Below are 24,171 nucleotides of genomic sequence, written 5' to 3'. Positions count from 1 at the left end.
GAGAGGCTTGGGGTATGGCGCGGAGAGGGATGCGGCGGGTGCGCACGGGGATCGTGATCCTGGTGCTGTTCGCTCTGCTCGGCGGCAGTGGATATATCGGCTGGGTGCTGGTGAAGCGGTCTGAACCGGTGGCCCTGCCCGACCCGACCGGGACCTTCCAGGTCGGCCGCCGGACGTTCGAGTGGACCGACACGGTCCGCCGGGATCCGTACGGCGAAGGCCCGCGGAAGCTCTCGGTGTGGCTCTGGTACCCGGTGGCCAAGAGCACCACCGGACGCCACGTCGAGTACGCACCCGGACTGTGGAACGGGCTGCACCTGAAGTCGCCGATCGCGGTGTTCCAGGGACCGTTCAACGGCCTGCAGGACCATGCGCTGGACCGCGCGACCATCGCCCCCGGCCGCTTCCCGGTCGTGGTGCTGATGCCGGGCATGGGCCTGTCCGCGCCGATGTACGCCAGCCTCGCCGAGGATCTCGCCAGCCACGGCTACCTCGTCGCCGGCGTGACTCCGACGTACAGCGCGAATCTGACCGTCCTCGACGGCCAGACGGTCAAGGGCACCGAAGCGGCCAACCCACCGAATCTCGGCGAGACCTCGCAGGGCGCGCTCGAGGCCGGCGACCACCTCGTCACCACCTGGGCCGCCGACGCCCGCTTCGCCGCCACCACCCTCGCCAAGCAACTGCCGAACAGCGTCGAGACCGGCATCGGTACGTCGTACGTCGGCCACTCGTTCGGCGGCGCGGCATCACTCGAGGCATGCCGGACCGATCAGCGATGTGGCGCAGCGGTCGACCTGGACGGACTCCAGTTCGGCGAGGTCGTGACGAAGGGCGTGCACGCGCCGATCATGCTGCTCGGCGCGGACGACTCATGCATCACCAGTGTCTGCGGCCCGGACGCCAAGAACGACGACGGCCGGGACCGCGCCCTGTCGTTGCTCAAGGCAAGCACAGGTACGGCGTGGTGCGCGACGATCCCGGGGACTCGGCACTTCAACTTCACCGACTACGGCGCCTACTACCTTGCGCTGCCGCTGCGGAAGTTCCTGCCGCTGGGCAGCGTCGGCCCGCGCCACGCGCTGACCGTGACGAACGGCTACGTCACGACGTTCCTCTCGCACGCCCTCTACCGAACCGCGGCGCCCGGTGCACCAACCTGCGCGGACTAAAGGTCGATCTCGTAGGTCTGGCCAACGAGCTCCAGCCCCCAGGAGTTATGCGGCTCGGTGCCGGTGAGGCGGAAGCCGCGCGCCAGGTAGATGTGCCGCGCCGCCACCAACGGATCGTTGGTCCACAACACCATCCGCTTATAGCCCGCCGCGCGCGCGAACGCGAGGCACGTGTCGACCAGTTCGGCACCGAGACCGAGACCCCGCGCTGCCGGATCGACCAGGAGCAGACGAAGTTGGGCGGTGGCCTCATCCGGTCCACGGACACAGAAGATGCTGCCGGCCCGTTCCCCGTCCACCTCGGCGATCCACGCGGCCTCGCGCTCGTCGTCGTGCTCACTCGCGTACGCCGCCACGATCCGCGTGATCAGCGCCTCGTACTCCAGGCCCCAGCCGTACTCCGCCGCGTAGATCTCCGCGTGCGCCTGCACCACCCACCCGAGGTCTCCCGGCTTCCCCAGCTTCCTGATCGCCTTCATCCAGTCCACCCAATCTACTGACACGACTGTTTCAGTAGGTGATACTAGCTCCGTGCCGTCGACGAAGCCAGCCCCCTCCGCGCGTCAGCAGGAACTGCTCGAGCGCGCCTACACCTACTCGCTCAGTCACGGGCTGGCCGATCTGTCCCTCCGCCCGCTGGCCGCCGCGATCGAATCGAGCCCGCGGGTGCTGCTGTTCCTGTTCGGCAGCAAGGACGGCCTGATCCGCGCCCTGCTCGCCCGGGCCCGCGTCGACGAACTCGAACTACTCCGCCAGATCGAGGCAAGGTACGACGAACCGCCCGGCCTGACCGTGGTCGCGCGCGAGCTGTGGACGTGGCTGGCCGAGCCCGAGCGTCGGCCGCTGATGAAGTTCTGGGTGGAGGCGTACGGGCGTTCGCTGGTCGCGCCGGACGGCCCGTGGGCGGACTACGGCCGTTCGACCGTCGACGACTGGCTCGAGCTGCTCAAGGCGAGTCAGCCCGATCCCGGTAGCCGGGCGGCTGAGGCACGGCGCACCGGCGTACTGGCGATGCTGCGCGGCGCGCTGATCGACCTGCTCGCGACCGAGGATCTGGACCGAACGACCGCGGCCGTGGAGGACTACCTACGGAGCTAGCTCAAAGCCGACTGTGCGCTTGGAGATATCGGCCTCGACCAGCTTCACACGGATCGCCTGACCGAGTGGCAATGGCGCCGTACCGGTGACGCGGCCCTCGATCGCGACCGTGGAGAGGGCGACGACGCCGCGGGTGGTGTCGCGCTCGTCCACGTCGGTGATCACGCCGTCGAACTCCGTCCCGATCCGGTCGGCCACCAGACCGGCCTCGACCATGCTGACGATCGACCGTTCGTACGCGTTCGCCCGGCGGTCCGCCTCGTCCATCGTCTTCGGGATCTCGTCCATCGATTCGCGCACCCAGGCCGGCACCTCGGTGCCCGCGGACAGCGCCACACAGATCTCGCCGGTCCAGCGATCCACCAGCCGGCGCAGAGGTGCGGTGACGTGCGCGTACTCCGCCTTCATCGCGGCATGCTCCGGCCGCTCCGGCACGCTCCCCGCAAAGGCGGAGTACCCGGCGCCTCGGAACAGCACAGTGCAGGCAGCCAGCATCGCCGCGTGCGCCGGCACCTTCGGGTCCAGCCCATGAATGAACTGCGCGTACGACGTACCGTCCGGCCAGGTGATCCCGAGTGCCTTGGCGGTGTGCTCCAGCTTGTCCCGCAGGCTGTCGTGCGATTCGGGCAGCGTCCGCAGGATGCCGATCTTGCCCTTCATCATCAGCTCGGCAGCGGCCATGCCGGTGAGCAGCGAGATCTGCGCGTTCCAGCCCTCGACCGGCAGCGGCGCGCGGAACTCCAGACCCCACCCGTGGTTGGAGGTGACGACCTCCTGGTCCGGGATGGGCAGGTTGACGCCGCCGCGCTCGAGCTCACGCTGCTCGCGCAGTTTGCCGACCTCGCGCAGCAGTTGCAGAGACTCCGACGCGTTGCCGGCGTCGAGGTCCTTCTGCACGCCGGCGTAGTTCAGCTTGGCGCGGGACTTCACCAGCGCACGCTCGCAGGTGACACCGGTCCCCTCGCCCGTTGCGTCGACCGTGATCGTCCAGAGCAGCGCGGGACGCACTCCGTCCGGCAGTAGCGACGCGGCACCTTCGGAAAGCTCGGGCGGGTGCAGCGGGGTCCGCTTGTCCGGGGCGTAGAGGGTCTCGCCGCGGCGACGGGCTTCGAGGTCGATCGGGTCGCCGGGCTGGACGAAGGCGGCGACGTCGGCGATCGCGTAGTGGACCGTGTAGCCGTCGCCGGTGCGCTCGATGTGCAGGGCCTGGTCGAGGTCCATCGAGTCCGGCGGATCGATCGTGACGAACTCCAGGTCGGTCCGGTCGAGCTCGGGCAGCCGCGGGTTCTTCGCCGCGTGCAGGGCCGCCGCGACCACCTCGGCCGGGAACTCCGCCGGCACCTCGAGCTCACGCCGGATGTCCTGCAGCGACGCCCGGAACACCTCGGGCACGTCCTCGGCAAAGTGAACCCTCTGAAGTGGCACCTCAACACCCCAATCCTTCCGACCTCACCACCGCTCGATGCTGAGGCGAGAATAACCACAGTAGGTAGGGGGAGGTCCTTCTCAGCGCACGACGTGTGCGTGGGGTCAGACTAACGAGGGTTGCACATTGAAGGAGCGGAGTGAGGCGAGGCCGTCGGCGTACCAGTGGATCTCGGTGATCGTCGCGGGCCGCAGCTCCATCCGGAACACCGACGCCATCGGTGCCTGCAGCACCGACCGGACCATCAGTTTGATCGGCGTGACATGGGTGACGACGACAACGGTCTTGCCCGGGTAGCGGCTCAGCAGCCCGTCCCGTGCCGACCGGGCCCGGCGAGCGCACGCGTCGAACGACTCGCCACCAGGCGGCGCGACGGTGGTCGAGCCCAGCCACGCGTTCATCGCGTCCGGCCACTTCTCCTGCACCTCGGCGAACGTGTGCCCGTCCCAGTCACCGAACGAGCATTCGACCCAGCCGTTGTCCACCACCGGCTCGAGCCCGAGCTTGCCGGCGACCACTTCGGCCGTCTGCCGCGCGCGCACCATCGGCGAGGTCACGAGCGCGTCGACACCGCCGATCCGGGCCAGGTACTCGGCGGCTGCCTGGGCTTGCGCACGGCCGGTGTCACTGAGCGCAGGGTCGTCGCCGCCGGAACCGGAGAACCGCTTCTCAACCGTGTGCGGCGTCTCGCCGTGCCGCAGGAAGATGAGCTGCGTCGGCGGCTCGGCCTGCGCACCCCAACCCTGCAAGGCCTTCTGCAGATCCGACGGCTCCTTGACCGCTGCCGGCCCAGGTCCGCCGGCCTCCGGCTTCAGCGGAATCGGTACGCCGTCCAGCGCGTTGTTCGCGAGCGCGTCGGCGGCGGAGTTCTGGGCCCGCGGCACCCAGGTCCACTCGGTCCCGAACGGCGCCAGGCTCTGCGCCTTGATCGCGAGCGGCTGCAGGTCCGGGTGCTTGATCTTCCACCGGCCGGCCATCTGCTCGACCACCAGCTTGGAGTCCATCCGCACCTCGATCGAGGCGTCCGGCGCGTACTCCGCGGCCAACTGGAGCCCCGCGATCAGTCCGCAGTACTCCGCGACGTTGTTGGTCGCGATCCCCAGCGTCTTGCCGTCCTGCGCGATCACCTGGCCGGTCGCCGGGTCGCGGACCAGCGCGCCGTACGCGGCCGGTCCCGGATTCCCGCGCGAGCCACCATCGGCCTCGACGATCACGTGCTGATAACTCATCCACGTCCTCGCTTCGCTCCGGGCGCGGATGAGGCACAAGACACACTGTGCTTGATGATGAGCTCGCTCCGCTCGCTCATACGCTGGTCTCCGCCGTCCGGACCAGGATCCGTCCGCACTCCTCACAGCGCAGTACGGCGTCCGCCGGGGCGGCCTTGATGCGGTTCAGATCGGACGGCGCCAGCTCCATCCGGCAGCCCATGCAGCGCTTGCCGACCAGCGGCGCGGCGCCGATGCCGCCGTTGTGCTCGCGAAGCCGCTGGTACTGCGTGATCAGGGCATCCGGAAGCTCGGCCGCCACTCCGGCGCGCTTGTCGCCGAGCCCGGCGCGCTGCTCGTCGAGCTCCTTCAGCGCGGCGTCGCGGCTGGTCTCCAGCTCGGACTGCCGGCCGGCGAACGCCTCGGCGCGGGTGCGCAGATCGAGCTGGACCGCCTCGGCGGCCTCCAGCTTCTCCATCACCTCGAGCTCGGCGTCCTCCAGGTCGGAGATCCGCCGGTCCAGCGACCCGATCTCGTGCTGCAGGTTCTCCAGGTCCTTGGCCGACGTGACCTGACCGGAGTCCATCCGCTGCTGGTTGCGGGCCTTGCGCTGCCGCACCTGGTCGACGTCGCTGTCGGCCTTCTTCTGCTCACGCTGCAGGTCGCTGACCTCGGTGTCGGCGGTGACCAGGTCGCGATCGACCACGGACTTCTCGGCGGCCAGATCGGCGAGGGCCTGGTGCTCGGGCAGCGATTTGCGCTTGTGCGCGACCTGATCCAGCTGCAGGTCGAGATCCTGCAGGTCCAGCAACCGGCGTTGGACGGCGGGCTCGGCGTTCAGAGTCGGCTCCTTCAGTTGTCAGCTGCACTCAGAACCGGAGCGTCCAGGCGTCCGTGCAGAGCGTCGAGATGTGAGTGTCCACGGTACTGCCTTGCGCTGCCAACCCTTCGAGGAGGAGTCGTTCGGCGTCCCGCAGCCACGGCCACTCGCTGGCCCAGTGCGCGACATCGACCAGCGCCGGGCCTTCGTCGTACGCCTGGGCCTCGGTCGCGGGGTGGTGCCGGAGGTCGGCGGTCACGTATGCGTCGACGCCGGAAGCCCGGACACGCTCGAACTCAGAGTCCCCCGCTCCCCCGACGACGGCGACCGTCTCGATCGTCCGCTCCGGGTCGCCCGACACCCGTACGCCGTGCTCCGTGCGCGGGAGGTGATCGGCGACCAACCGGGCGAAGTCCTTCAGCGGGAGCGGCGCGGAGAGCGCTCCGACGCGGCCGCCACCACGCTCGCTCGGCAATGCGGCCAGCTCGTAGATGTCGAACGCCGGCTCCTCGTAGGAGTGCGCGGCCTTCAGCGCCTCGACGACAGCCCGCCGCTTGTGCCGCGGCAGGATCATCTCGAGCCGGTTCTCCGGCACGACCTCGATGTCGCCGACCTGCCCGATCGTGGGGTTCGCGCCGTCGAGCGGCCGGAAGGTCCCTTCGCCGGTGCCGCTCCAAGCGGCCCGCTCGTAGTCGCCGATCTGGCCCGCGCCCGCCTTCGCGAGCGCGTCGAGCACGGTCTGTGTTTCGTCGACCGGCACGAACACGACCAGCTTGTCCATCGGGTCGGACGGCATCGCCTTGAGCGGACGCGTGTCCTGCAGTCCCAGCGCCGCGGCCAGCGCGTCGCTCACGCCCGGGTTCGCGTTGTCCGCATTGGTGTGGCAGACGTGCAGCGCCGTACCGCTCCGGATCAGGTCGTGCACGACCCGGCCCTTCGGGGTCGTCGCCGCAACGCTGTTCACACCGCGCAACAACAGCGGGTGGTGCGTGACGAGGAGATCGAAGTCGCCCGCGATCGCCTCGTCCACCACCACCCGCATCGGGTCGACAGCGAACAGGATTCGTCGTACCTGCTGCTCCGGGTCGCCGGTGACCAGACCGACCGCGTCCCAGGACTCCGCCCAGGCAGGGTTGTAGAGCCGGTCGAGTACGGCGATCACGTCAGCAAGCGTCGGGGTCACGGCCCCCATCCTGCCGCATCAGATCAGCCAGGCAGTGGTGTCACTCGGGAGCTTGTCGCCTTCCAGCGGACCACTCGACAGGACGACCGCAGCGTCCGGCAGTTCGACCGGTGCCACCCCGAAGTTCGTGATGGACTGCCAGCCGCCCGGACGGGTGAAGTGCAGGACCCAGTCCGTGCCGTCGACCCACGACAGCGAGTTGCCGGTCTGCAGTCCCCGGCGTACTGCGAGGGCCTTGCGGTACAGGCTCAGCGTCGAACTGACGTCGCCCTCCTGCGCCTCGACGGAGTACCCACCGAACCACTTCGGCTGCAGCAGATGCGAACCACCCGAGCCGAAGCCGAACGACAGGCCGCCGACGGTCCACGGGATCGGCACCCGGCACCCGTCACGGCCCTTCTCCGCACCCTTGGAGCGGAAGTACGCCGGGTCTTGCAGGTTCGCCGCCGGCAGCTCGCCGACCTCCTGCAGCCCGAGCTCCTCCCCCTGATACAGGTACGCCGATCCAGGCAGCGCCAGCATCAGCAGCACCGCGGCGCGGGCGCGGCGCAACCCGAGCTCCACGTCGACGGTCGGCTCGGTGCCGTTGCTCAGCAGCCAGGCCTTGCCGTCCTGCCACAGGCCGGACGGATCCTTCGGCAGGCCGTAGCGGGTGGCATGCCGGACGACGTCGTGGTTCGAGAACACCCAGGTCGAGGACGAGCCGTTCTGGTCGGCCAGTGCGAGGTTCTCCTCGATCACCTGCCGGAACTTGTCGTACTCCCAGTCAACCTGCAGCAGGTCGAAGTTGAACGCCTGCCCGAGCCCGTCCGCACTCGCGTACCGCGCGCGGCGCGACGCCGGGACGAACGCCTCGGCCACAGCCGACCGCGGCGGGTCGTACTCGTTCAGGACCTGCCGCCACTCGCGATAGATCTCGTGTACGCCGTCCTGGTCCCACAGCGGATGCAGACCATACGATTCGGACACCCGAGGCAGGGTCGCCTGCGACGGCATCGGCTCCGACAGGTCCTTCATCAGCGCATGCGCGACGTCGACCCGGAAGCCGTCGACACCACGATCGGACCAGAACCTCAGCGTCTGGAGGAAGTCCGCCCGAACCTCGGGGTGCTCCCAGTTCAGATCGGGCTGCTCGGCCGCGAACATGTGCAGGTACCACTCGCCGTCGTCGGTCCGCGCCCAGGCAGAGCCGCCGAAGACCGAGTCCCAGTCCGACGGCGGCTGGTCGCCGTCACCCTCCCGGAAGATGTACCGCTCCCGCTCCGGCGACCCCTTCGGTGCGGCCAGCGCCTCGGTGAACCAGGCATGCCGGTCCGAGGTGTGGTTCGGCACGATGTCGACGATCAGCTTGATGTTCGCCGCGTGCAGCGCGTCGACCAGTTGGTCGAAGTCCGCCAGGGTGCCGAGCCGCGGGTCCACGGCGCGGTAGTCGTCGACGTCGTACCCACCGTCGGCCAGGGCGGACGGGTAGAACGGGCTCAGCCAGACCGCGTCGATGCCGAGGGCCTCGAGGTACGGCACGCGGCTGACGATGCCCTGCAGGTCGCCGAGGCCGTCACCGTCGGAGTCGGCGAAGCTCCGCGGATAGATCTGGTAGACGACCGCCTGCCGCCACCAGTCGGCATCGTTCGTCAACTGCTTGCTCGTCATCAGCGCCTCACTGAAGTCGTCTGCAGATTGTTGTCAGTGGTTAATATAGAGTCTAAATTTAGATCCTGCAGTATTCTGCGCCGGGATGTTCGAGCTGGTCAAGGGGCTTTGGATGGCAGTGACTCAAGCCACGGCGACGCCGCCGCTGTTGCGCCGCGTGAACGCGGGCAAGCTGCTCGGCGTGCTCTCGAACGCCGGGGTGATGACAGGAACCGGTCTGATCCAGGCCACCGGCCTGACCCGCGCGACCGTGCACGCGGTCTGCAACGACCTCATCTCGATGGGCTGGGTGGTCGAGCTCGATCCGGGCCGCGACGACACCGCGGTCGGCCGGCCGTCGCGGCGGTTCGAGTTCAACAGCCGGGCCGGGTACGTGCTCGGGATCGACATCGGCGACGCGAAGACCACGGTGCTGCTCGCGGACCTGCGCGGCGAGACGGTCGCCAAGGCGGGCCGCTCGGTGTCCGACGTGAAGACGCCGGGTGAGCGGACCGAGATCGTGCACCGGACGATCGTCGAAGCCCTGGCGAGCGCCGGGGTCTGCGACACACAGGTGCTCGCCGCCGGCGTCGGAGTCGCAGCGCCGGTCGACCGGGACGGGAACATCCTGGTCGACGACGAGTTCTGGCGACGGTTCGACGCGGGGCTGGCCAAGCGGCTCACCGAGCTGCACGGCTGGCCGGTGCTGCTCGAGAACGACGCCAACCTCGCCGCCCTGGGCGAACAGTGGCGCGGCGAAGGGCGGGACGTCGACGACCTCGCCGTACTGCTCGCTGGTGAGCGGTTCGGTTCGGGCCTGATGGACTCGGGCCGGCTGCTGCATGGCAGTCGTGGTGGTGCGGGCGAGATGGTCTACCTCAAGCTCGTCGAGGGCGTCGGTGACACGCACGGCATCGCCCGGATCGCGCGCGACCGGGGCGCCGCCGCGGTCGCCGATCCAGCCGTCGACACCGTACTGCGGACACTCGACGGCCCGATCACTGCGGAGCAGGTCTTCGCGGCCGCCGGCACCGGCGATGAAGTTGCCCTGGGCATCCTTCAGCACGTGGCCGGGCGCACCGCCCGGGTGGTCGCGACGCTCGGGATCCTGTTCAATCCCGAGCTCGTCGTCCTCGGCGGCGCGGTGGCCCAGGCCGCCAAGGCTTTGCTGCCCGACATCGAGCGGCAGCTGGCCGGCTTCACCAGTACGCCGCCTCGCGTCGCCGTCTCGTCCCTCGGCGACGCGATCGTCTCCGTCGGCGCGGTCCGCCACGCCCTCAACTATGTCGAGCAACACGCCCTGGATCTGAACCTCAAGCCTGCGTGAGTGCGTTGGCGACCGCCTCGAGGACGATGACATTGCGGCCTGAGGTGGTGGCGGAGCGGATACCTTCCGGGACGAGGGCGCGGTCCTCGGGGATGCCCGTGCAGAGCACGAAGACGTCCTCCTTGTGCCCCTCGAGCAGGTGGGTCAGCGCGTCCCGCATCCACGGCGTACGCCCGGCATCCTGAACGGCGATGACGAGCGGACGGCCCGCGGCAGCCGCAGCCGCCGTCTTGATCGCGTCGCCGGCCGGCGAATCGGCGTCGCTGAGCCGATGCTCGCCACGGAGTACGACGCCGTCCGAGCCCGGCGCGACGCGGCCGAAGACCTCGGGAAGCCCACTGAAATAGGGGTTCCAGGCCGGGTGCAGCCCCTGCGTCAGATCAACGACGTACGGCGCGGAGCCGAGCACCGGGATGTTCTGACCGGCCACCACGCGGGCGGCGACCTCGCGGATCGGGGCACCGTCGAGACCGGGCTGCCGGGTGCGCTGGGCCAGGCTTGCCGCGAGTGCGCGGCCCCGGGCCGCCGCGTCGGCGACTCGCTCGGCGTCCAGCGTTCCGTTGCCGATGGCATCGACCACTCGAGCGGTCAGCGCTCGTGGGTCCGCGGAGCCGACGGCGATCATGGCCAGGTCGGCGCCGGCTCCGATCGACGCGACCGCGGCGTCCTCGATCGACCGGGTCTTGGTGATCGCCTGCATCTCCAGTGCGTCGGTGGTGATCACGCCGGTGAAGCCGAGTTCCTGCCGCAGCAGGCCGGTCAGCAGGCGGCGCGACAGGGTGGCCGGCTGGTCGTCGTACGCGGAGAAGACGATGTGCGCGCTCATCACCACGTCGGCGCCGGCCGCGATCGTCGCCCGGAACGGCGCGAGTTCGACCGCGTTGACCTCTTCGATCGAGCGGTCGACAGTGGGCAGGCCGACGTGGGAGTCGACGGCGACGTCACCGTGGCCCGGGAAGTGCTTCGGGCAGGCGGCGATACCGGCCTCGTGGACGCCCTCGACGAACGCGATGCCGTGGCGGGAGACCACGTCGGCCGTCGTACCGAACGAGCGGGTGGAGATGATCGGGTTCGCCGGGTTGCTGTTCACGTCGACCGACGGCGCGAGCATCAGGTCGATGCCGAGGCTCGCCAGCGTCGCCGCGGCGTCCCTGGCGGAGGCGCGGGTCAGGTCGACGTCGTCCAGATCGCCGAGTACGCGCGGTGAGGCCAGCGGCCAGGGGTTGGCCGGCGCGAGGTGGCTGAACTCGCCACCCTCGTGATCGATCGCGATGATCAGGTCGGGGCGCTCGGCCCGCAGCGACGCGGTCAGGGCGGCCACCTGATCGGCGTCGGCGACGTTGCGGGTGAACAGGATGACGCCGCCGAGACCGGCGGCGACCGCACGGCGCAACTCGTCGGGGGCGGTGGTCCCGCTGAAGCCGACGATCAGCGCGCCGGCAGCATCACGATCCAGTTGATCACTCATCCCCCTACCCTCTCCTCCCCGAGGTCCGCGCCGCCACCCCTGGCCGCCGGCGCCTGGGAGTGCCGTCACGGACAGCTAATAATTAGCGCCTTCTGGGCCGTCTAGGGCGATCGTTGTCAGGCTATGTCAAGGCATTTACCCGGCGTCTTCCTGCGGGTTTACGGGGATTACTGCAATTGACCCCTGTCTGTCCGGGCCGACTACGGATAACGTTGTCTCCCGACCTGACCACCTGCATCGGCACTGACGGGGGGACCATGAGTGACGAACCAGTGAAGCAGGACACCGTCCTGGGCATCGACATCGGCGGCACGAAGATGGCCGCCGCACTCGTGTCTGCGGACGGTGAGATCCTCACCGGGGGCCGGATCCTGACTCCACCCGGCGACGCGGACGTGGTCTTCGCGGCGCTCGGCGAGCTGATCGGGCGGGTGCGCGGTGACGCGACGCCGGTCGCGGTCGGGATCGGTTCGGCCGGGCCACTGGACCAGGAGCACGGGCTGGTGTCACCGGTCAACATCGCCGGCTGGCGGAACTTCCCGCTGGTCGAGCGGGTCCGGGAACTGGTCGGCGACGTACCGGTGACGCTCGGGGTCGACGGGCACTGCTTCGCGCTGGGTGAGTTCTGGACGGGCGCCGGACGCGACGCCGACACACTCCTGGGGATCGTGGTGTCGACCGGCGTCGGGGGCGGATTGGTTGTCGACGGCAAGCCTGTCATCGGTCAGTCGGGCAACGCCGCCCACATCGGTCACGTGGTCGTGGACCTGGACGGCGAGGCCTGCGCGTGCGGGTCGTACGGCTGCGTGGAGGCGTACGCGAGCGGCCCGCGGATGGTTGCCCGGGCCAAGCGTCGCGGCTGGCGGATCGACGAGGACGCGGATGCCGCCGTACTCGCCGCCGACGCGGCCGCCGGCAACGAGCTTGCGCTGGCCGCGTTCGACGACGGCGCGCAGGCACTGGCCGCGGGGATCGTCGCGACGGCGGTGACGGTCGATCTGACCACGGTGGTCATCGGGGGCGGGGTGTCGAAGGCGGGGCCGGTGCTGTTCGACCCGGTGCAGGCCTGGGTGAAGCGGCTCGCGCAACTCCCCTTCATCACCGACCTGGCGGTCGAGCCTGCCCAGCTCGACAACGCCGGCCTCCTCGGTGCCGCCCATCAGGCCTGGGCCGCCGTCGGCTGACCGCCGTACACACCTCTCCCCGCGTTACGCACACACCTGCACGCGCGGAACAGGGTCTCATGCGCACCTTTGCGCAGTTTTAACCCAATTGCCCGAATCTGTGTAACGACTGGGCCGTCGTACGCGATGCAACGGATGGATGGGGTGGGGGCACGTCATCCAAGGCTGGTCAGGGGGGCCTGGACCGGTCGGCAACGGTTGGTCGATGGGGGGCCAGGACCAGCCGAACGCGTGAGCGGCGGAGAGGAAACTTCTCCGCCGCCCTCGCGAACAGCACGGCGTCAGGTCAGGTCAGCAACGTCCGCCAGCGTTGTCCAGCGCAACGCTCGACCAGAGAGATTCGGTCCCCGATGGACGTCGCGGTACTCCTGCTCTTCGCTCTCTTCTTCACCGCGCTGCTGGTCCGGACCACTTCCAGGTACGACGTACTGCGGGCGTCCGTCGGACGGCCGCGACTCTTCCAGGTCGCCGCTGTCCTGGCCGCCGCGATCACCGTGCCTGTCGATCTGTACGCAATCGTCTACGGCACCGTCGGCCCGGGCGCCGTGGCGCTCGAGGACGTCGCCGGACGCTTGCTTCTGATGAACGTCGCCGCCGCGTGCGGCGTCGCTGCCCTGCACGGCTCGCTGCGCGGACGGGCCCTCGCCGGCCCGGGAACCGCCGCAGCCGTGGCAGGGTCGGCTCCACCCGTGGGAGCGCCGGTCGATGACGGCCACGCGCTCCGGATGGGTGTGCTCGGCTGGACCGGACCACTGATCGCTCTGATCGTGGTCACCGCCGTGGAGGCGGTCGGGTCCGGCGGAGACGGTATGGGTTCCGGTGGGAACGGAGCCGGTGCCGGCAGCGTCGGACCGACGACCGGAAGCGTCGGATCCGCGCTGGCGGTCTACTCCCTGCTCGTCTGCGTGATCAGCGCCTCATCGCTGTTCCGCCGCCGGGCGAGGAGTGCGATCGATCCTCAGGAGGGATGAGGATCGTCGCGGGTTCTGCACCGCGGACGGAGGCCGGTGGCTGCGGGAGGGCTGCCCCCGACAACCGCCGTCCACGGTGCAGAACAGTCCTTACGGCTTGAGCCACTCCGGTTCCGGGAGGAGGGTCCGGTCCAGGCGGCCGTTGTCGTCGAGCGGGAGTTCCTCGATCGGGATCAGGTCGGCCGGGACCAGGTAGATCGGGAGTTCCTTGGTCAGGTCGAGCATCAACCGGGCCAGGACTGCCGGGTCGCTGTCCTCGAGAACGACGTACCCGAGGAGGCAGGTGTCTCCGGCCGGGTCCGCACAAGCGACGACGACGGCGTCGACCACGCCGGGCTGATCAGCCAGGACATGTTCGGTTTCGCCGGGCTCGACGCGGTGGCCGCGGATCTTGACCTGGTCGTCCGCGCGGCCGAGGTACTCCAGCGTCCCGTCCGCCCGCCAGCGACCCAGGTCCCGGCTGCGGTACAACCGCGCTCCCGGATGCCCGGGGTCCGGCACGAACGCGTGCTCGGTCTCGTCCGGCCGCCCGATGTAGCCCTGGGCAACGGCCGGACCGCCGAGGTGGATCTCGCCGACCGCGCCGACCGGCACCGGCCGCAACGCCTGATCCAGCAGGCGTACGACGACGCCCTCGACCGGACGTCCGATCGACGGCCGGTCCACCGCCGGGTCGACCTCGTGGATCGTGGTCACGATCGATGCCTCGACGGGGCCGTACTCGTTGAACAGCCGGCACTCCGGATGCGCGTCGAGGAAGTCGCGCACCTTGTGCGTCAGGACCATCGCCTCGCCACCGGCGACAATCTCCCGCAGCGCGGGCAACTCGGGCAGCCGCCGCATGGTCGCGAGCAACGCCGTCAGCGGGCTGAACGCCATGAACAGCCGCTCGACCTCATGATCCCGCAGCGCCGCAATCACCGCGTCCGGGTCGTACCGGTCGTCCTCGCCGATCAGCACCAGCGCCGAGCCGGACGCCAGTGCGGTGAACATCTCCTGCACATGAACGTCGAAGCCGAACGAGGTCCACTGCAGTGTCCGCAGCGAACTCCGGGTCCGCAGGTAGTGCCGGATCAGGTTGACCGGGCCGCGGTGCGGGACGACGACGCCCTTCGGATTCCCGGTCGAACCGGACGTGTAGATGCAGTAGGCAACATCATCCGCGCCGGCCCGCACCGGTGGCGCCTGCCGCGCCCGCGCATCGCCGTCCGACGTTGCCACCGGCACCAACCGCAGCCCGAGCCGATCCGCCAGCGCTGCGTCGTCACCGACCAGCACGGCCGCCGACGAGTCCGCGACCATGAACGCCCAGCGTGACTCCGGTACGCCGGGATCCAGCGGCAGGTACGCCGCGCCGGACTTCAGTACGGCGAGCACCGCGACGACGAGTTCGGTGCCTCGGGCAACACGTACGGCGACGAGTTGGCCGGGCTTCACGCCGAGGTCGACGAGCCGCCACGCGAGCGCGTTGGCCCGGCGATCGAGTTCGGCGTACGTCAGTTCGCGTTCGCCCTGGATCAACGCGATCGCGTCCGGGGTACGGGCGACCTGCTGCTCGAAGAGCGTGTGCAGTCCGCTGAGCTCGCCGGCGACGACGGCGTCGCGTCGTACTCGGCCGATCGGGCCGGCTGGTGCGGTGTCGCCTTCCAGTTCGCGCAGGGCCTCTAGGTCGGACTCGATCGGGAACATCAGGTCGGGGAGGCGCAGGTTCGGCTGGGTGGTGGCGCGACGCAGGACCGCTTCGAGGTAGGCGACCAGGCGGTCGATGGTGCGCTGCTCGAACAGGCCGGAGCGGTAGTCCGCCGTACACGTGATGCCGGCGCCGTGGTGGGTCAGCCGGAGGCGGAGGTCGAGCGGTTCGGGCAGCTCGTCGTCGCCGTCCTCGAACTCGACGAGGACCTGGAAGAGCGGGTCGCGCTCGAGTACGGCGAGGTCGGTGCCGGCATGGTCGAACGCGCCGGCCGTCACGTCGCGCACCCGGTGCGCGAGCTCGCCGAGGTCGGGTTCGCCGGAGAGGTCGATGCGGACCGGCAACGCGCGCCGGGCCGCGGTCGAGGTATCGCCTTGGGGGCGGATCAGCGCGGTCCCGATCGTCACGTCGTCCTGCGCCGCGAAGCGCCCGAGCACCGTCCCGACCGCCGCGAGCATCGTCATCAGCGGGGAGACCTTCCGGCCCCGGCTGAACACGAACACCGCGTCGCCGAGCTCCTCCTCGAACTCCTTCTTCACCGACCCAACGTTGCAGGAGGCCGCCGGCCGGACGCCGTCCGCGACCAGTACCAGGGGCTCAGCGCCCGCGAGCGCCATCTCCCAGTAGCCGAGGTCCCGCCGCAACCGCTCAACGTCCTCGCCTGTGCGAGGCTCGGGCTTGGTTTCCGCGATTACATCTGGTGCATCCTTGGGGGCCGCCGCGGCGGCATCAGCCTGCACATCGTCGACGGCCTCGGCGCCACCGTCCACGTGCTGCGCGCCGTTCGGCTCTTGAGGCGTTGATGGGTCGGGGAAGTGCTCAGAGGTGGTTGGGTCTTCTGAGGTCGCGGCTTCGAGGAGGGCGAGCTGTTCGCGCATCAGCTTGGTGACGCCGTCCACCAGCTGGCCCGCTACACGAAGTTGCTGCGACATGAGCACGGCCATGCCGTTGCCTGGCAGCTCAGCCTCACTGGTCGCCGCCGCAGCCTCGTCGACCTTCGCCGCCAACTCCGCCAGCCCGGACCCCAGATCAGCCAAAGCACTCCGAGCATCCCGAACCGGTGCAACCTCCGCCAACCCCGCCTGAGCCGTCTCCTCAGCCTCTTCAGCAGGACCCTCAACCTCAGCTTCCTCAGCTGCAGTCTCGACCTCGGCTTCTTCAGCGGGCTCGACCGTCGCCTTCTCGGCGGCAGGCTCGATCTCGGCCTTCTCGGCACGCGCCTCCGCAGCGACGTCCTCGGACGCACCTTCCACCGCTTCGGGTGCCTCGGCGGCGGTCTCCGGCGGGACTCCAGCCTCGGCGGCTGCCTCCTCCGTCTCCGGGGCCTGCGTGGCTACGGCTGTGGCTAGCTTGTGTGGCGTGGTGTAGGCGCTGAACAGGTCCTCGGGGGTGAGCGTCACCTCGAAGCGGGAGTTGATCTCGGTGATGACCGGCTCCATCGAGTCCGGCCTGGCGCCGAGCTCGGCGAACGTGTGGTCGACGGTCAGGTCGTACGGATCGAGGTTCAGCACCTCGCACGTCAGATCCAGGATCAGGTCCAGCGAGTCGCGGTACCGCTCGGCCGACATCTCGTCGCCGGACAACACCCCGGCCTGCGCCAGGTAGTCCGCGTCGATCTGATGCGTCTCCGCCGGCAACGCGAACGGCGACTGCTCATCCACCGGCTCGTTGCTCTCAGCAACCTCCGGCTCAGTCGGCGGGTCCAACGGGATCCGCTTCACCGCAGCGCTCGACGGCTCGAACACGACCGCCTGCGCCCGAGCCGCCCGCTCGAACGGACTCGGCTGCACCCGCGCCACCCGCCCGGCACCGTCACCCGCGAGCCCAGTCGCAGAGGTGTCGACCGGGTGATGCACGCGCCGGAACGGGTACGTCGGCAAGGGCACGCGACCGCCATCGGAGTACACCTTCGACCACGCGATCTCGGTGCCCTGCTCGTACAGCTCGGCCAGCCCGTTCATCGTCGCGAGCACGGGGTCCTGTCCCAACCGCTGCGCCGGGATCCACGTGCTGTTCGGCGCGATCCGGCGCCCGGCCGGACTCAGTACGGCGTCAGGCCCGAGCTCCAGGAAGCGACGGCAACCCGCGGCCGTGACCGCCTCGACCGCGTCGCCGAACAGCACCGGCTGCCGCAACTGCCCGACCAGGTAGTCGCCGTCCAGCACCGTCCCGGACTCGAGCAGATCGCCGGACCAGCTCGACACCATCGGTGTCCGCAGCGGCTTCAGCGTGATCTCCCGGACGATCGCCGCGAAGTCCTTCAGGATCGGGTCCACCAGCGAGCTGTGGAACGCGCGGTCCACATCCAGCCGCTGGTATGCAACCTCCAGCCGGTCCAGCTGCTCCGCGAGCTGCCCGACGATCACCTCGGACCCGGTCAGCACGAACGACTGCGGACCGTTGCCTGCGGCAATCTCCACGCCAGGCGTCTGCGTCAGCTCGCGAACCCGGTCCGCGTCCGCACGCACGGCAACCATCGCGCCGGGCACGGTGCCACGCTGCATGAGCTCGCCTCGCTTGGCAGTCAGCCGTACGCCGTCCGCCAGCGACAGGGCACCGGCCACGCACAGAGCGGCGTACTCCCCCACGCTGTGACCGACCACCAGTGCGGGCTGCACACCGAACGACTGCCAGAGCCGCGCAAGCGCCAGCTCGAACGCGAACAGTGCGGGCTGCGCGGTCTCCGTCGGCCAGACGCCCTCAGACGCGCCGGCAGGTGTCAGCAGCAGCTCCAGCAGGCTGCCACCGGTCTCCTCGGCGTACACGCGGTCGCACTCGTCCAGCACCGAGCGGAACACCGGGAAGCGAGCAGCAAGCGCAGCAGCCATCCCGCGCCGCGCGGCGCCCTGTCCGGTGAATGCGTAGCCGAGTGGACCCGGTCCGCCGCGTGGGACTTCGGTTGCCTGGGCTGAGCCGAGTGCATCGACCAGTTCGGCCTCGGAGGCGCCCGCTACTGCGATGCGGTACCGGTGTGGTGGTCGGCCGAGGGCCGCCGTACCAGCGAGGTCGATCAGGCGGTGTCCGGTGCCGTGGCCCAGGTCGGTGCGGAACAACTCGACCAGATCCGCCAGAGCGTCCGGATCGGGCGCGGAGAGCGGCAGCACGACCGGTCCGTCGTCGCCGCGACGGATCTGCCTGGGTGCCTCTTCCAGGATCACCTGGGCGTTGGTGCCGCCGGCGTCGAGTGCGCTGACGGCCGCGCGCAGTGTCGTGCCGGCCTCCCAGTCGTGCGCCTCAGTGGCGATCACGAACGGACTGCCGTCCAACGCGAGGTCCGCGTTCGGCTCGGTGTAGTTGATCGTCGGGACCAGCATCCGGTGCTGCAGCATCAGGATGGTTTTGATCAGGCCTGCCATGCCCGCGGCACTGTCGAGGTGGCCGATGTTCGGCTTCACCGAGCCGATCGTGCAGAAGCCGACCTTGTCGGTGTGCCGGCGCAGCGCGGTCGTCAGCGACGTCACCTCGGCGGAGTCCGCGGCGGCGCTGCCGATCGCGTTCGCCTCGATGTAGCTGAGTGAGTCCGCCGCGAACCCGGACCGCTCCAGCGCACGCTCGATCAGCTCGACCTGGTTGCCCTCGGGCGCATCCTCGTTGCTGACTGCCGTACCGCGGATCACGGCGTACACGGTGTCTCCGTCAGCGACGGCCTGGTCGAGCCGCTTCAGCAGTACCGCGGCGACGCCGTTCCCACCGACCGTGCCGTCGGCGGCCGCGTCGAACGCGCGGACCTGGCCGCGCGGCGACAGGATCGACTCCGGTGCCGGGTGGTAGCCCGTTGCCTGAGGCACCTGTACGGCGGCCGCACCGGCGAGGGCGAGGTCCGCGTCGCCGGAGCGCAACGCCTGGCAGGCCAGGTGCACCGCGACGAGAGACGAGGACCAGGCGGACTGTACGCCGATGGCCGGGCCGGTGAGGCCGAGGCGGTACGCGACGCGGGTGGCGAGGGAGTCGCGGGACTGGTGCTGCTGGGTGTACAGGTTCATGCCGGAGCCCGCGAACACACCGACGCGCCCGGTGGTGCCGGCGTACCCGCCGTGCTCGAGCGCCTGGTAGCAGACCTCCAGGAACAACCGCTGCGCCGGATCCATCAACTCGGCCTCACGGTCACTGAGCCCGAAGAACTTGGCGTCGAACGACTCCACATGATCAAGCACGCCACTGACGGCCACCAGCCCGTCATCCACATGCCCGCCCGCCTGGCTCACTTCCTCATTCGTGAACCGCCGAAGGCTCTCCACCCCACCCACGAGGTTGTCCCAGAACTGCTCCAGCGTCTCCGCCCCCGGAAACCGCCCAGCCACCCCCACCACAGCCACAGGCCCCACAACCCGCTCCCGCACCCGCCGCGAGGTCTCAGCCTGCTGCGCACTCGCAGCCTGCACCGCGGCCGCAGCTTCCTGCCCACTCTCAGCCGACGGCGCGGGTGCTGCCTCCTGCGCAGCCCCGGACTGCGGCCCAGCCACAACTTCCTGCGCAGTCTCGGTTCCCCGCGCACGCACAGCCTGCGATGCGGTCTCAGCCTCCTGCGCGGTCTCCGCCTCCTGCACGCTCTCGGACTGCAGCGCGAGCTCGGGCTCATGCGGGCGCTCGGACTGCGGCGGCTCTGCGTGAGCCTGCTTAGTCGGGTGTTCGGGTTCCGGCTCGGCGGACGCGACCAGCTCAGGCGCGGCTTCCGACTCCTGCCCAACCTCCGCGACCTGCTCGCCCCCGTCGCCCGACTCCACGTCAGAACCTGCCGCGGCCTCGGAGCCAACCTGCTCGGCTGCACCATCCACCACCGGCTGTGCCACGGACACAGCCTCGGCGGTTGCCTCCGCGACGGTCTCCGCCGGCGCATCCTCCGCGGACTGCTCCTGGGCAGCCTCCTGCTCCTGTGCAGCCTCCGCCGATACCTCGTCGACCCGCGCAGTCTCCGCAGCCTGGTCCTGGGCAGCCTCGGCGGCTACCTCCCCGACCGGCCCGGCCCCGGCGGCTGGCTCCTCGGTGGATTCAGCCTGCTCAGCCTCTCCGATCTCCTCGGAGGTCGCATCGGCGGCCAGCTCGGCGACGACCTCCGCGGCGGACTCGGCCGGCTCACCCTCTGCCGACTGGTCCTGCGCAGCCTCCGCCGCTACCTCCTCGACCGGCTCAGCCTCCGCAGACTGGTCGTGGGCAGCCTCCGCAGCTACCTCCTCGACCGGCTCAGCCTCCGCAGGCTGGTCGTGGGCAGCCTCGGCGGCTACTTCCCCGGCCGACTCGGCCTCGGCGGCTAGCTCCTCGGTGGATTCAGCCTGCCCAGCCTCTCCGATCTCCTCGGAAGTCGCATCGGCGGCCGGCTCGTCGACGACCTCGTTCGACTCACCCGCGGCCGCTTGCGTCGGCTCATCCTCGTCCTGCTCTTCGGCGTCCACGGCAGGTTCGGCTGCAGTCTCGGCGATTGGCTCAGCCTCAGGCTGCTGCTCGTCGTCGACGACCTCGGAGTCGGCTTCGGCGGCTGGCTCCAGCTCGGGCTCGGGCGCCTGCTCGGCGGCTGCGTCCATCTCAGCCTCAGGCTCCTGCTCGTCGGCAGTCGCCTCCGCGGCGGGCTCGGTTTCGGCGGCCGGCTCCTGCTCGACCTCGGCCTGCTGCTCATCGCCGGTGACCTTGGCGGCGGGCTGGGGCTGCCCGGGGTCGGTTGCGTTGGCGACCAGTTCCGGCGCGGGATCTTCGGCTGGCACGTCGAGGGCCGGGGCCTGCGTGATCGTGTACTGCGCGATGAACCGGGCAGCCGGGAGCTCAGCCCGAGACTCTGCTTCGGCCGCAGGCTCTTGAGGTGCTTCCTCAGCAGGCTCGACCGGTGCGGCCTCTGCGGTGGGCTCCGGCTGTGGTTGTGCTTCGGCTGGCTCTGCGGGTGCTTCTTCGGCGAGCTCGGTGGGCTCGGTTTCTGCAGTCAGCTCCGAGTGTGCTTCTGGCGCAGGCTTCTCGGCTGCTTCCTCGCTGGGCTCAGCCTCCGCGGTGGACTCCGGCTCGAGCCGTGCGTCGGCCGCAGCCTCGTCCGGGCGCGCTTCGGCTGCAGACTCCTCGACCGTTCCCTCGACGGGCTCGGCGGGGCCGGCCTCTGCGGTGGGCTCCGGCTGTGGTTGTGCTTCTGCAGGCTCTGCGGGTGCTTCTTCGGCGAGGTCGGTGGGCTCGGTTTCTGCGGCTGGCTTCGGGTGCGCGTCCGCCGGCTCCTCGGCTGCTGCGTCGACGAGCTCAGTCGGCGCGACCTTCGTGGAGGGCTCTGGCTGGTGTTGTACCTCGGCCGTGGGCTCATCGGCTGTTGCCTCGGCGGGCTGGGTCGACTCGTCCTTAGCGGTGGGCTCCGGCTGGACCTCGGCGGCCTGGTCGGACGTGTCCTCGGCTGCGTCGGTCTCCGGGGTGGACTCCGGCTGCGTTTCGGCGAGCTGACCGGATGCTTCCTCGGCGGGCTCGGCTGGCTCGGTCTCCGGAGCGGGCTCTGGCTTGGGGCGTGCTTCCGCCACGGGCTCCTCGGCTGCTGCCTCGGCGGGCTCGGTGGGCTCGACCTGTGCGGTGAGCTCCGGCTGGACTTCGGCAGGCTCCTCGGCCGCCTCGTCACCGGGCTGCCTGGGCTCGACCTCTGCCGTCGGATCCGGCTGAGGCTGTGCCGCGGGCTCGTCGGTGGGGGCCTCGGCGGGCGTGGGTGACTGGACCTCGGCGGTCGGAGACTGCTCGTCGGCGGCCGGGATCCGCTGGAGCTCTGCGGTCTGTTCGGTGTCCGGGATCGGGTCGGGCTCGGGTGCGTCGGCGGTTGGCTCGGCTTCGGTTGCGGCAGAAGCGGGCTGGGCGGCGGCTGCGGTGGGCTCGGGGGCGGACGCCGGCCGGGATGGCTCGGGTGCGGTGGCGGTTGGCTTGGGTTCGGTTGGGGTGGGAGCGGGGTGCTCGGCGTCGGCGGTTGCCGCGGGGGTGGCCGGTGGGGCAGGGGTGCCGAGGGTGGGGCGTGGGGGGGGGGTGGGGATGGATTGTTGGAGGGTGCGTTTCCAGGCCAGGCGGACGACCGGGAGTTCGGTGGTGCGTTCGGCTGGGTCTTCTTCGGCTGAGATGAGGGTGTCGGCGGCGTTGGCGTGGGGGCCTTCGCCGGCGGGGCCGGAGTAGGAGTTGGCGCCGGCTGGTTCGACGTACGGGTGGGGTGGGGTTTCCAGCGTGCCGTCGATCCAGCGTTGTTTGAGCAGCGGTCGCAGGATCTTGCCGCCGGGCGTGGTCGGGAAGTCCCGCCGCGGTACGCCGATCACCTCTGCCTGAAGCCCGAGCCGGGCCAGGACGAGACTCCGGATCGCCTGGTCCATCCCCGGGATCGACTCCGGCGTGAGCGCGTAGAACACGACCAGCCGATCGGTCCCGCTCTCCCCGTCTGCGATCCCACACGCCGCAACCAGGCCCTGCTCAGCACCGACCACGGTCGCAGCGACGGACTCGATGTCGTGCGCGTAGTAGAGCTTCCCGGACATGATGATGCGTTCGCTGTCCCGGCCGGTGATGACCACTTGCCCGCCCGTGATGAACGCCTGGTCCCCGGTCGCCAGCCACTTCCGCGCCGGCCAGTTGCCGATCGGGAACGCCGCCCGGTCCGCCTCCAGGTTGCCCAGATACCCAGGCGTCACCCGAGCCGACGCGACCTGCAGCTGACCGATCCGGCCCTCCGGCAGCACCGCACCGTTGGGCGCCACGATCCGCACCGTCGTACCGGGCGCGGGTGCACCAACCGACACCAGACTCAGCACGCCCGGCGCCTCAGCCCGCGTCTTGCCAGGCCGGGCGACCGCAACCTTGCCGGTAGCGGGCCGCTGGTCGACCCACTCGATCACGCCGGTCGGTGGGATGCGGACGCGATGCACGTTCGGCGTCAGCCCCGGCCGCGCGAACGTGATCCCGGTGACCGTCTCGGTCATCCCCCACGCCGCAACGAAGGTCTCCGGTACGACGCCGAACCGGTTCGTCAGCCGCAGGAACTCCGACATCACCGGCACGGTGATCTGCTCGCCACCGCTGACCAGACTGCGCAGTGCGGACAGGTCCCAGTGCCGGTCCGGCTCGCCCGCGATCGCCTGCGTGGCCAGGCGGTAGCCGAAGTTCGGAGACCAGGAGTGGTTGACCCGATGCTGGTCCATCAGGTCCAGCCAGCGCAGCGGGTCGGCCAGCACCCAGTCGGTGTTCACGTGCACGTTGGTGCAGCCGGTGAACACGGGCAGCAGGTGGTACAGCAGGAAAGCACCGCTCTGCGTCAGCGGCAGCCAGTTCAGCGTCGTCTGTCCGGGCCGCACCGGCAGCATGGCCGGCGTACCGGCGGCGAACTCGACCAGCCCACGGTGCGTCAGCTGCACGATCTTCGGCGCACCGGTGCTGGTGCCGGACGACATCATCAGTACGGCGACGTCGTCCGCGGCGGGGCGGTGGAACTCAGACGTCGGCTCATGGCCGGCCAGAGCGTCCGGGTCGAGCACCGGCAGGCCGAGGTCGTTCGGGAGGTCGGACGGGCGGCCGATCAGGACGGTCCAGCCGAGCAGGTCGGTCAGCTTGCGGAGCCGCTCGCGGCCCTCCTCGGATCGGTCGCCCTCAGGACTCGGGGCCATCAGCAACGGACGGATGCCGCCCAGCGTGCAGGCCCAGAACGCCGCGAAGAAGCCGACGGGCTCGGTGCAGTGCACAACCGCCGGATCTCCGGCGCGTACGCCGTTCGCCCGCAGGCCGGCCAGGATCCGGGCGGCGAGCTCGAGCAGGGTCGGGAAGTCGAGCTTGGTCTCACGGCCGTCGGGGCCGATCTCCACCACGCCGGCGCCACCGAAGTCGCGGGCCGCACGGAGCAGCGCGCTGGGCAGGTCCCTGGGGTATCCGGCCGGGATCATCAGGGCCGGTCCGGTGCTGATCGCCGGCCGGTCCACACCGCTTCTCACCACGTGCCTCCCACCACCGGCACGAGGTGGGTCGGGAGGGGTTCAGCGAGTGCGCGGACAGGCCGGGAAACAACGGTGGTGCCAGCCGG

Annotated in this window: 13 protein-coding genes; 5 read left to right on the top strand and 8 right to left on the bottom strand. The window is 70.2% G+C overall.

Annotated elements, in window-relative coordinates; translation table 11 throughout:
* Positions 1-38: 38 nt before the first annotated feature.
* Positions 39-1,172: an alpha/beta hydrolase gene (locus tag E0H73_RS02315; protein ID WP_165555464.1), complete on the top strand. Its 1,134-nt coding sequence runs from the start codon at positions 39-41 to the stop codon at positions 1,170-1,172.
* Here the strand turns inward: E0H73_RS02315 and E0H73_RS02310 are convergent.
* Positions 1,169-1,651, bottom strand: coding sequence for a GNAT family N-acetyltransferase (locus E0H73_RS02310; RefSeq protein WP_131350487.1), 483 nt, complete (start codon positions 1,649-1,651; stop codon positions 1,169-1,171). The genes E0H73_RS02315 and E0H73_RS02310 overlap by 4 nt on opposite strands.
* A 52-nt stretch (positions 1,652-1,703) precedes the next feature.
* On the opposite strand from E0H73_RS02310, the gene E0H73_RS02305 reads away from it, so the two are divergent.
* Complete coding sequence (locus E0H73_RS02305) at positions 1,704-2,270, top strand: TetR/AcrR family transcriptional regulator (RefSeq protein ID WP_131350485.1); 567 nt, start codon at positions 1,704-1,706, stop codon at positions 2,268-2,270.
* Here E0H73_RS02305 and E0H73_RS02300 read toward each other — a convergent pair.
* The 5 genes from E0H73_RS02300 to E0H73_RS02280 form a co-directional block, all read right to left on the bottom strand.
* On the bottom strand, positions 2,259-3,695 hold the full coding sequence (locus tag E0H73_RS02300; protein ID WP_131350483.1) for an RNB domain-containing ribonuclease: 1,437 nt from the start codon (positions 3,693-3,695) through the stop codon (positions 2,259-2,261). The two genes, E0H73_RS02305 and E0H73_RS02300, sit on opposite strands and share 12 nt — an antisense overlap.
* Positions 3,696-3,800: 105 nt before the next feature.
* Positions 3,801-4,925, bottom strand: coding sequence for a bifunctional RNase H/acid phosphatase (locus E0H73_RS02295; protein WP_131350481.1), 1,125 nt, complete (start codon positions 4,923-4,925; stop codon positions 3,801-3,803).
* A 76-nt stretch (positions 4,926-5,001) separates the two neighbouring features.
* The gene (locus tag E0H73_RS02290; protein ID WP_202867171.1) at positions 5,002-5,715 is read right to left on the bottom strand and encodes a zinc ribbon domain-containing protein; all 714 of its coding nucleotides are present in this window, start codon (positions 5,713-5,715) and stop codon (positions 5,002-5,004) included.
* Positions 5,716-5,773: 58 nt separating this feature from the next.
* The gene (locus E0H73_RS02285) at positions 5,774-6,907 is read right to left on the bottom strand and encodes a Nif3-like dinuclear metal center hexameric protein (protein WP_202867170.1); all 1,134 of its coding nucleotides are present in this window, start codon (positions 6,905-6,907) and stop codon (positions 5,774-5,776) included.
* 18 nt (positions 6,908-6,925) lie between these two features.
* Positions 6,926-8,557 (bottom strand): glycoside hydrolase family 13 protein, encoded by a 1,632-nt coding sequence (locus tag E0H73_RS02280; protein WP_131350474.1) that lies wholly within the window; start codon positions 8,555-8,557, stop codon positions 6,926-6,928.
* Between the two features lie 112 nt (positions 8,558-8,669).
* Between E0H73_RS02280 and E0H73_RS02275 the strand changes: the two genes are divergently transcribed.
* Entirely contained in the window at positions 8,670-9,863 is a 1,194-nt protein-coding gene (locus E0H73_RS02275; RefSeq protein ID WP_131350472.1) for an ROK family protein, read from the top strand.
* Here the strand turns inward: E0H73_RS02275 and nagZ are convergent.
* Positions 9,850-11,331 carry a beta-N-acetylhexosaminidase gene (nagZ, locus tag E0H73_RS02270; RefSeq protein ID WP_131350470.1) on the bottom strand — a complete coding sequence of 494 codons (1,482 nt, stop codon included), beginning with the start codon at positions 11,329-11,331 and terminating at the stop codon, positions 9,850-9,852. The genes E0H73_RS02275 and nagZ overlap by 14 nt on opposite strands.
* Positions 11,332-11,588: 257 nt before the next feature.
* Here nagZ and E0H73_RS02265 point away from each other — a divergent pair, with 257 nt between their 5' ends.
* Together E0H73_RS02265 and E0H73_RS02260 are read left to right on the top strand one after the other, a co-directional pair.
* Positions 11,589-12,515: an ROK family protein gene (locus tag E0H73_RS02265; protein WP_131350467.1), complete on the top strand. Its 927-nt coding sequence runs from the start codon at positions 11,589-11,591 to the stop codon at positions 12,513-12,515.
* Between the two features lie 350 nt (positions 12,516-12,865).
* Entirely contained in the window at positions 12,866-13,486 is a 621-nt protein-coding gene (locus E0H73_RS02260; RefSeq protein WP_131350465.1) for a hypothetical protein, read from the top strand.
* A 90-nt stretch (positions 13,487-13,576) separates the two neighbouring features.
* Here E0H73_RS02260 and E0H73_RS02255 read toward each other — a convergent pair whose 3' ends face one another.
* Positions 13,577-24,082 (bottom strand): non-ribosomal peptide synthetase/type I polyketide synthase, encoded by a 10,506-nt coding sequence (locus E0H73_RS02255; protein WP_131350463.1) that lies wholly within the window; start codon positions 24,080-24,082, stop codon positions 13,577-13,579.
* Positions 24,083-24,171: the final 89 nt, after the last annotated feature.

This window comes from Kribbella pittospori, from assembly GCF_004331465.1.
Lineage (GTDB): Bacteria > Actinomycetota > Actinomycetes > Propionibacteriales > Kribbellaceae > Kribbella > Kribbella pittospori.
The sequence above is the reverse complement of the archived record's forward strand: the minus strand, read 5'-3'. Positions and strand labels throughout refer to the sequence as shown.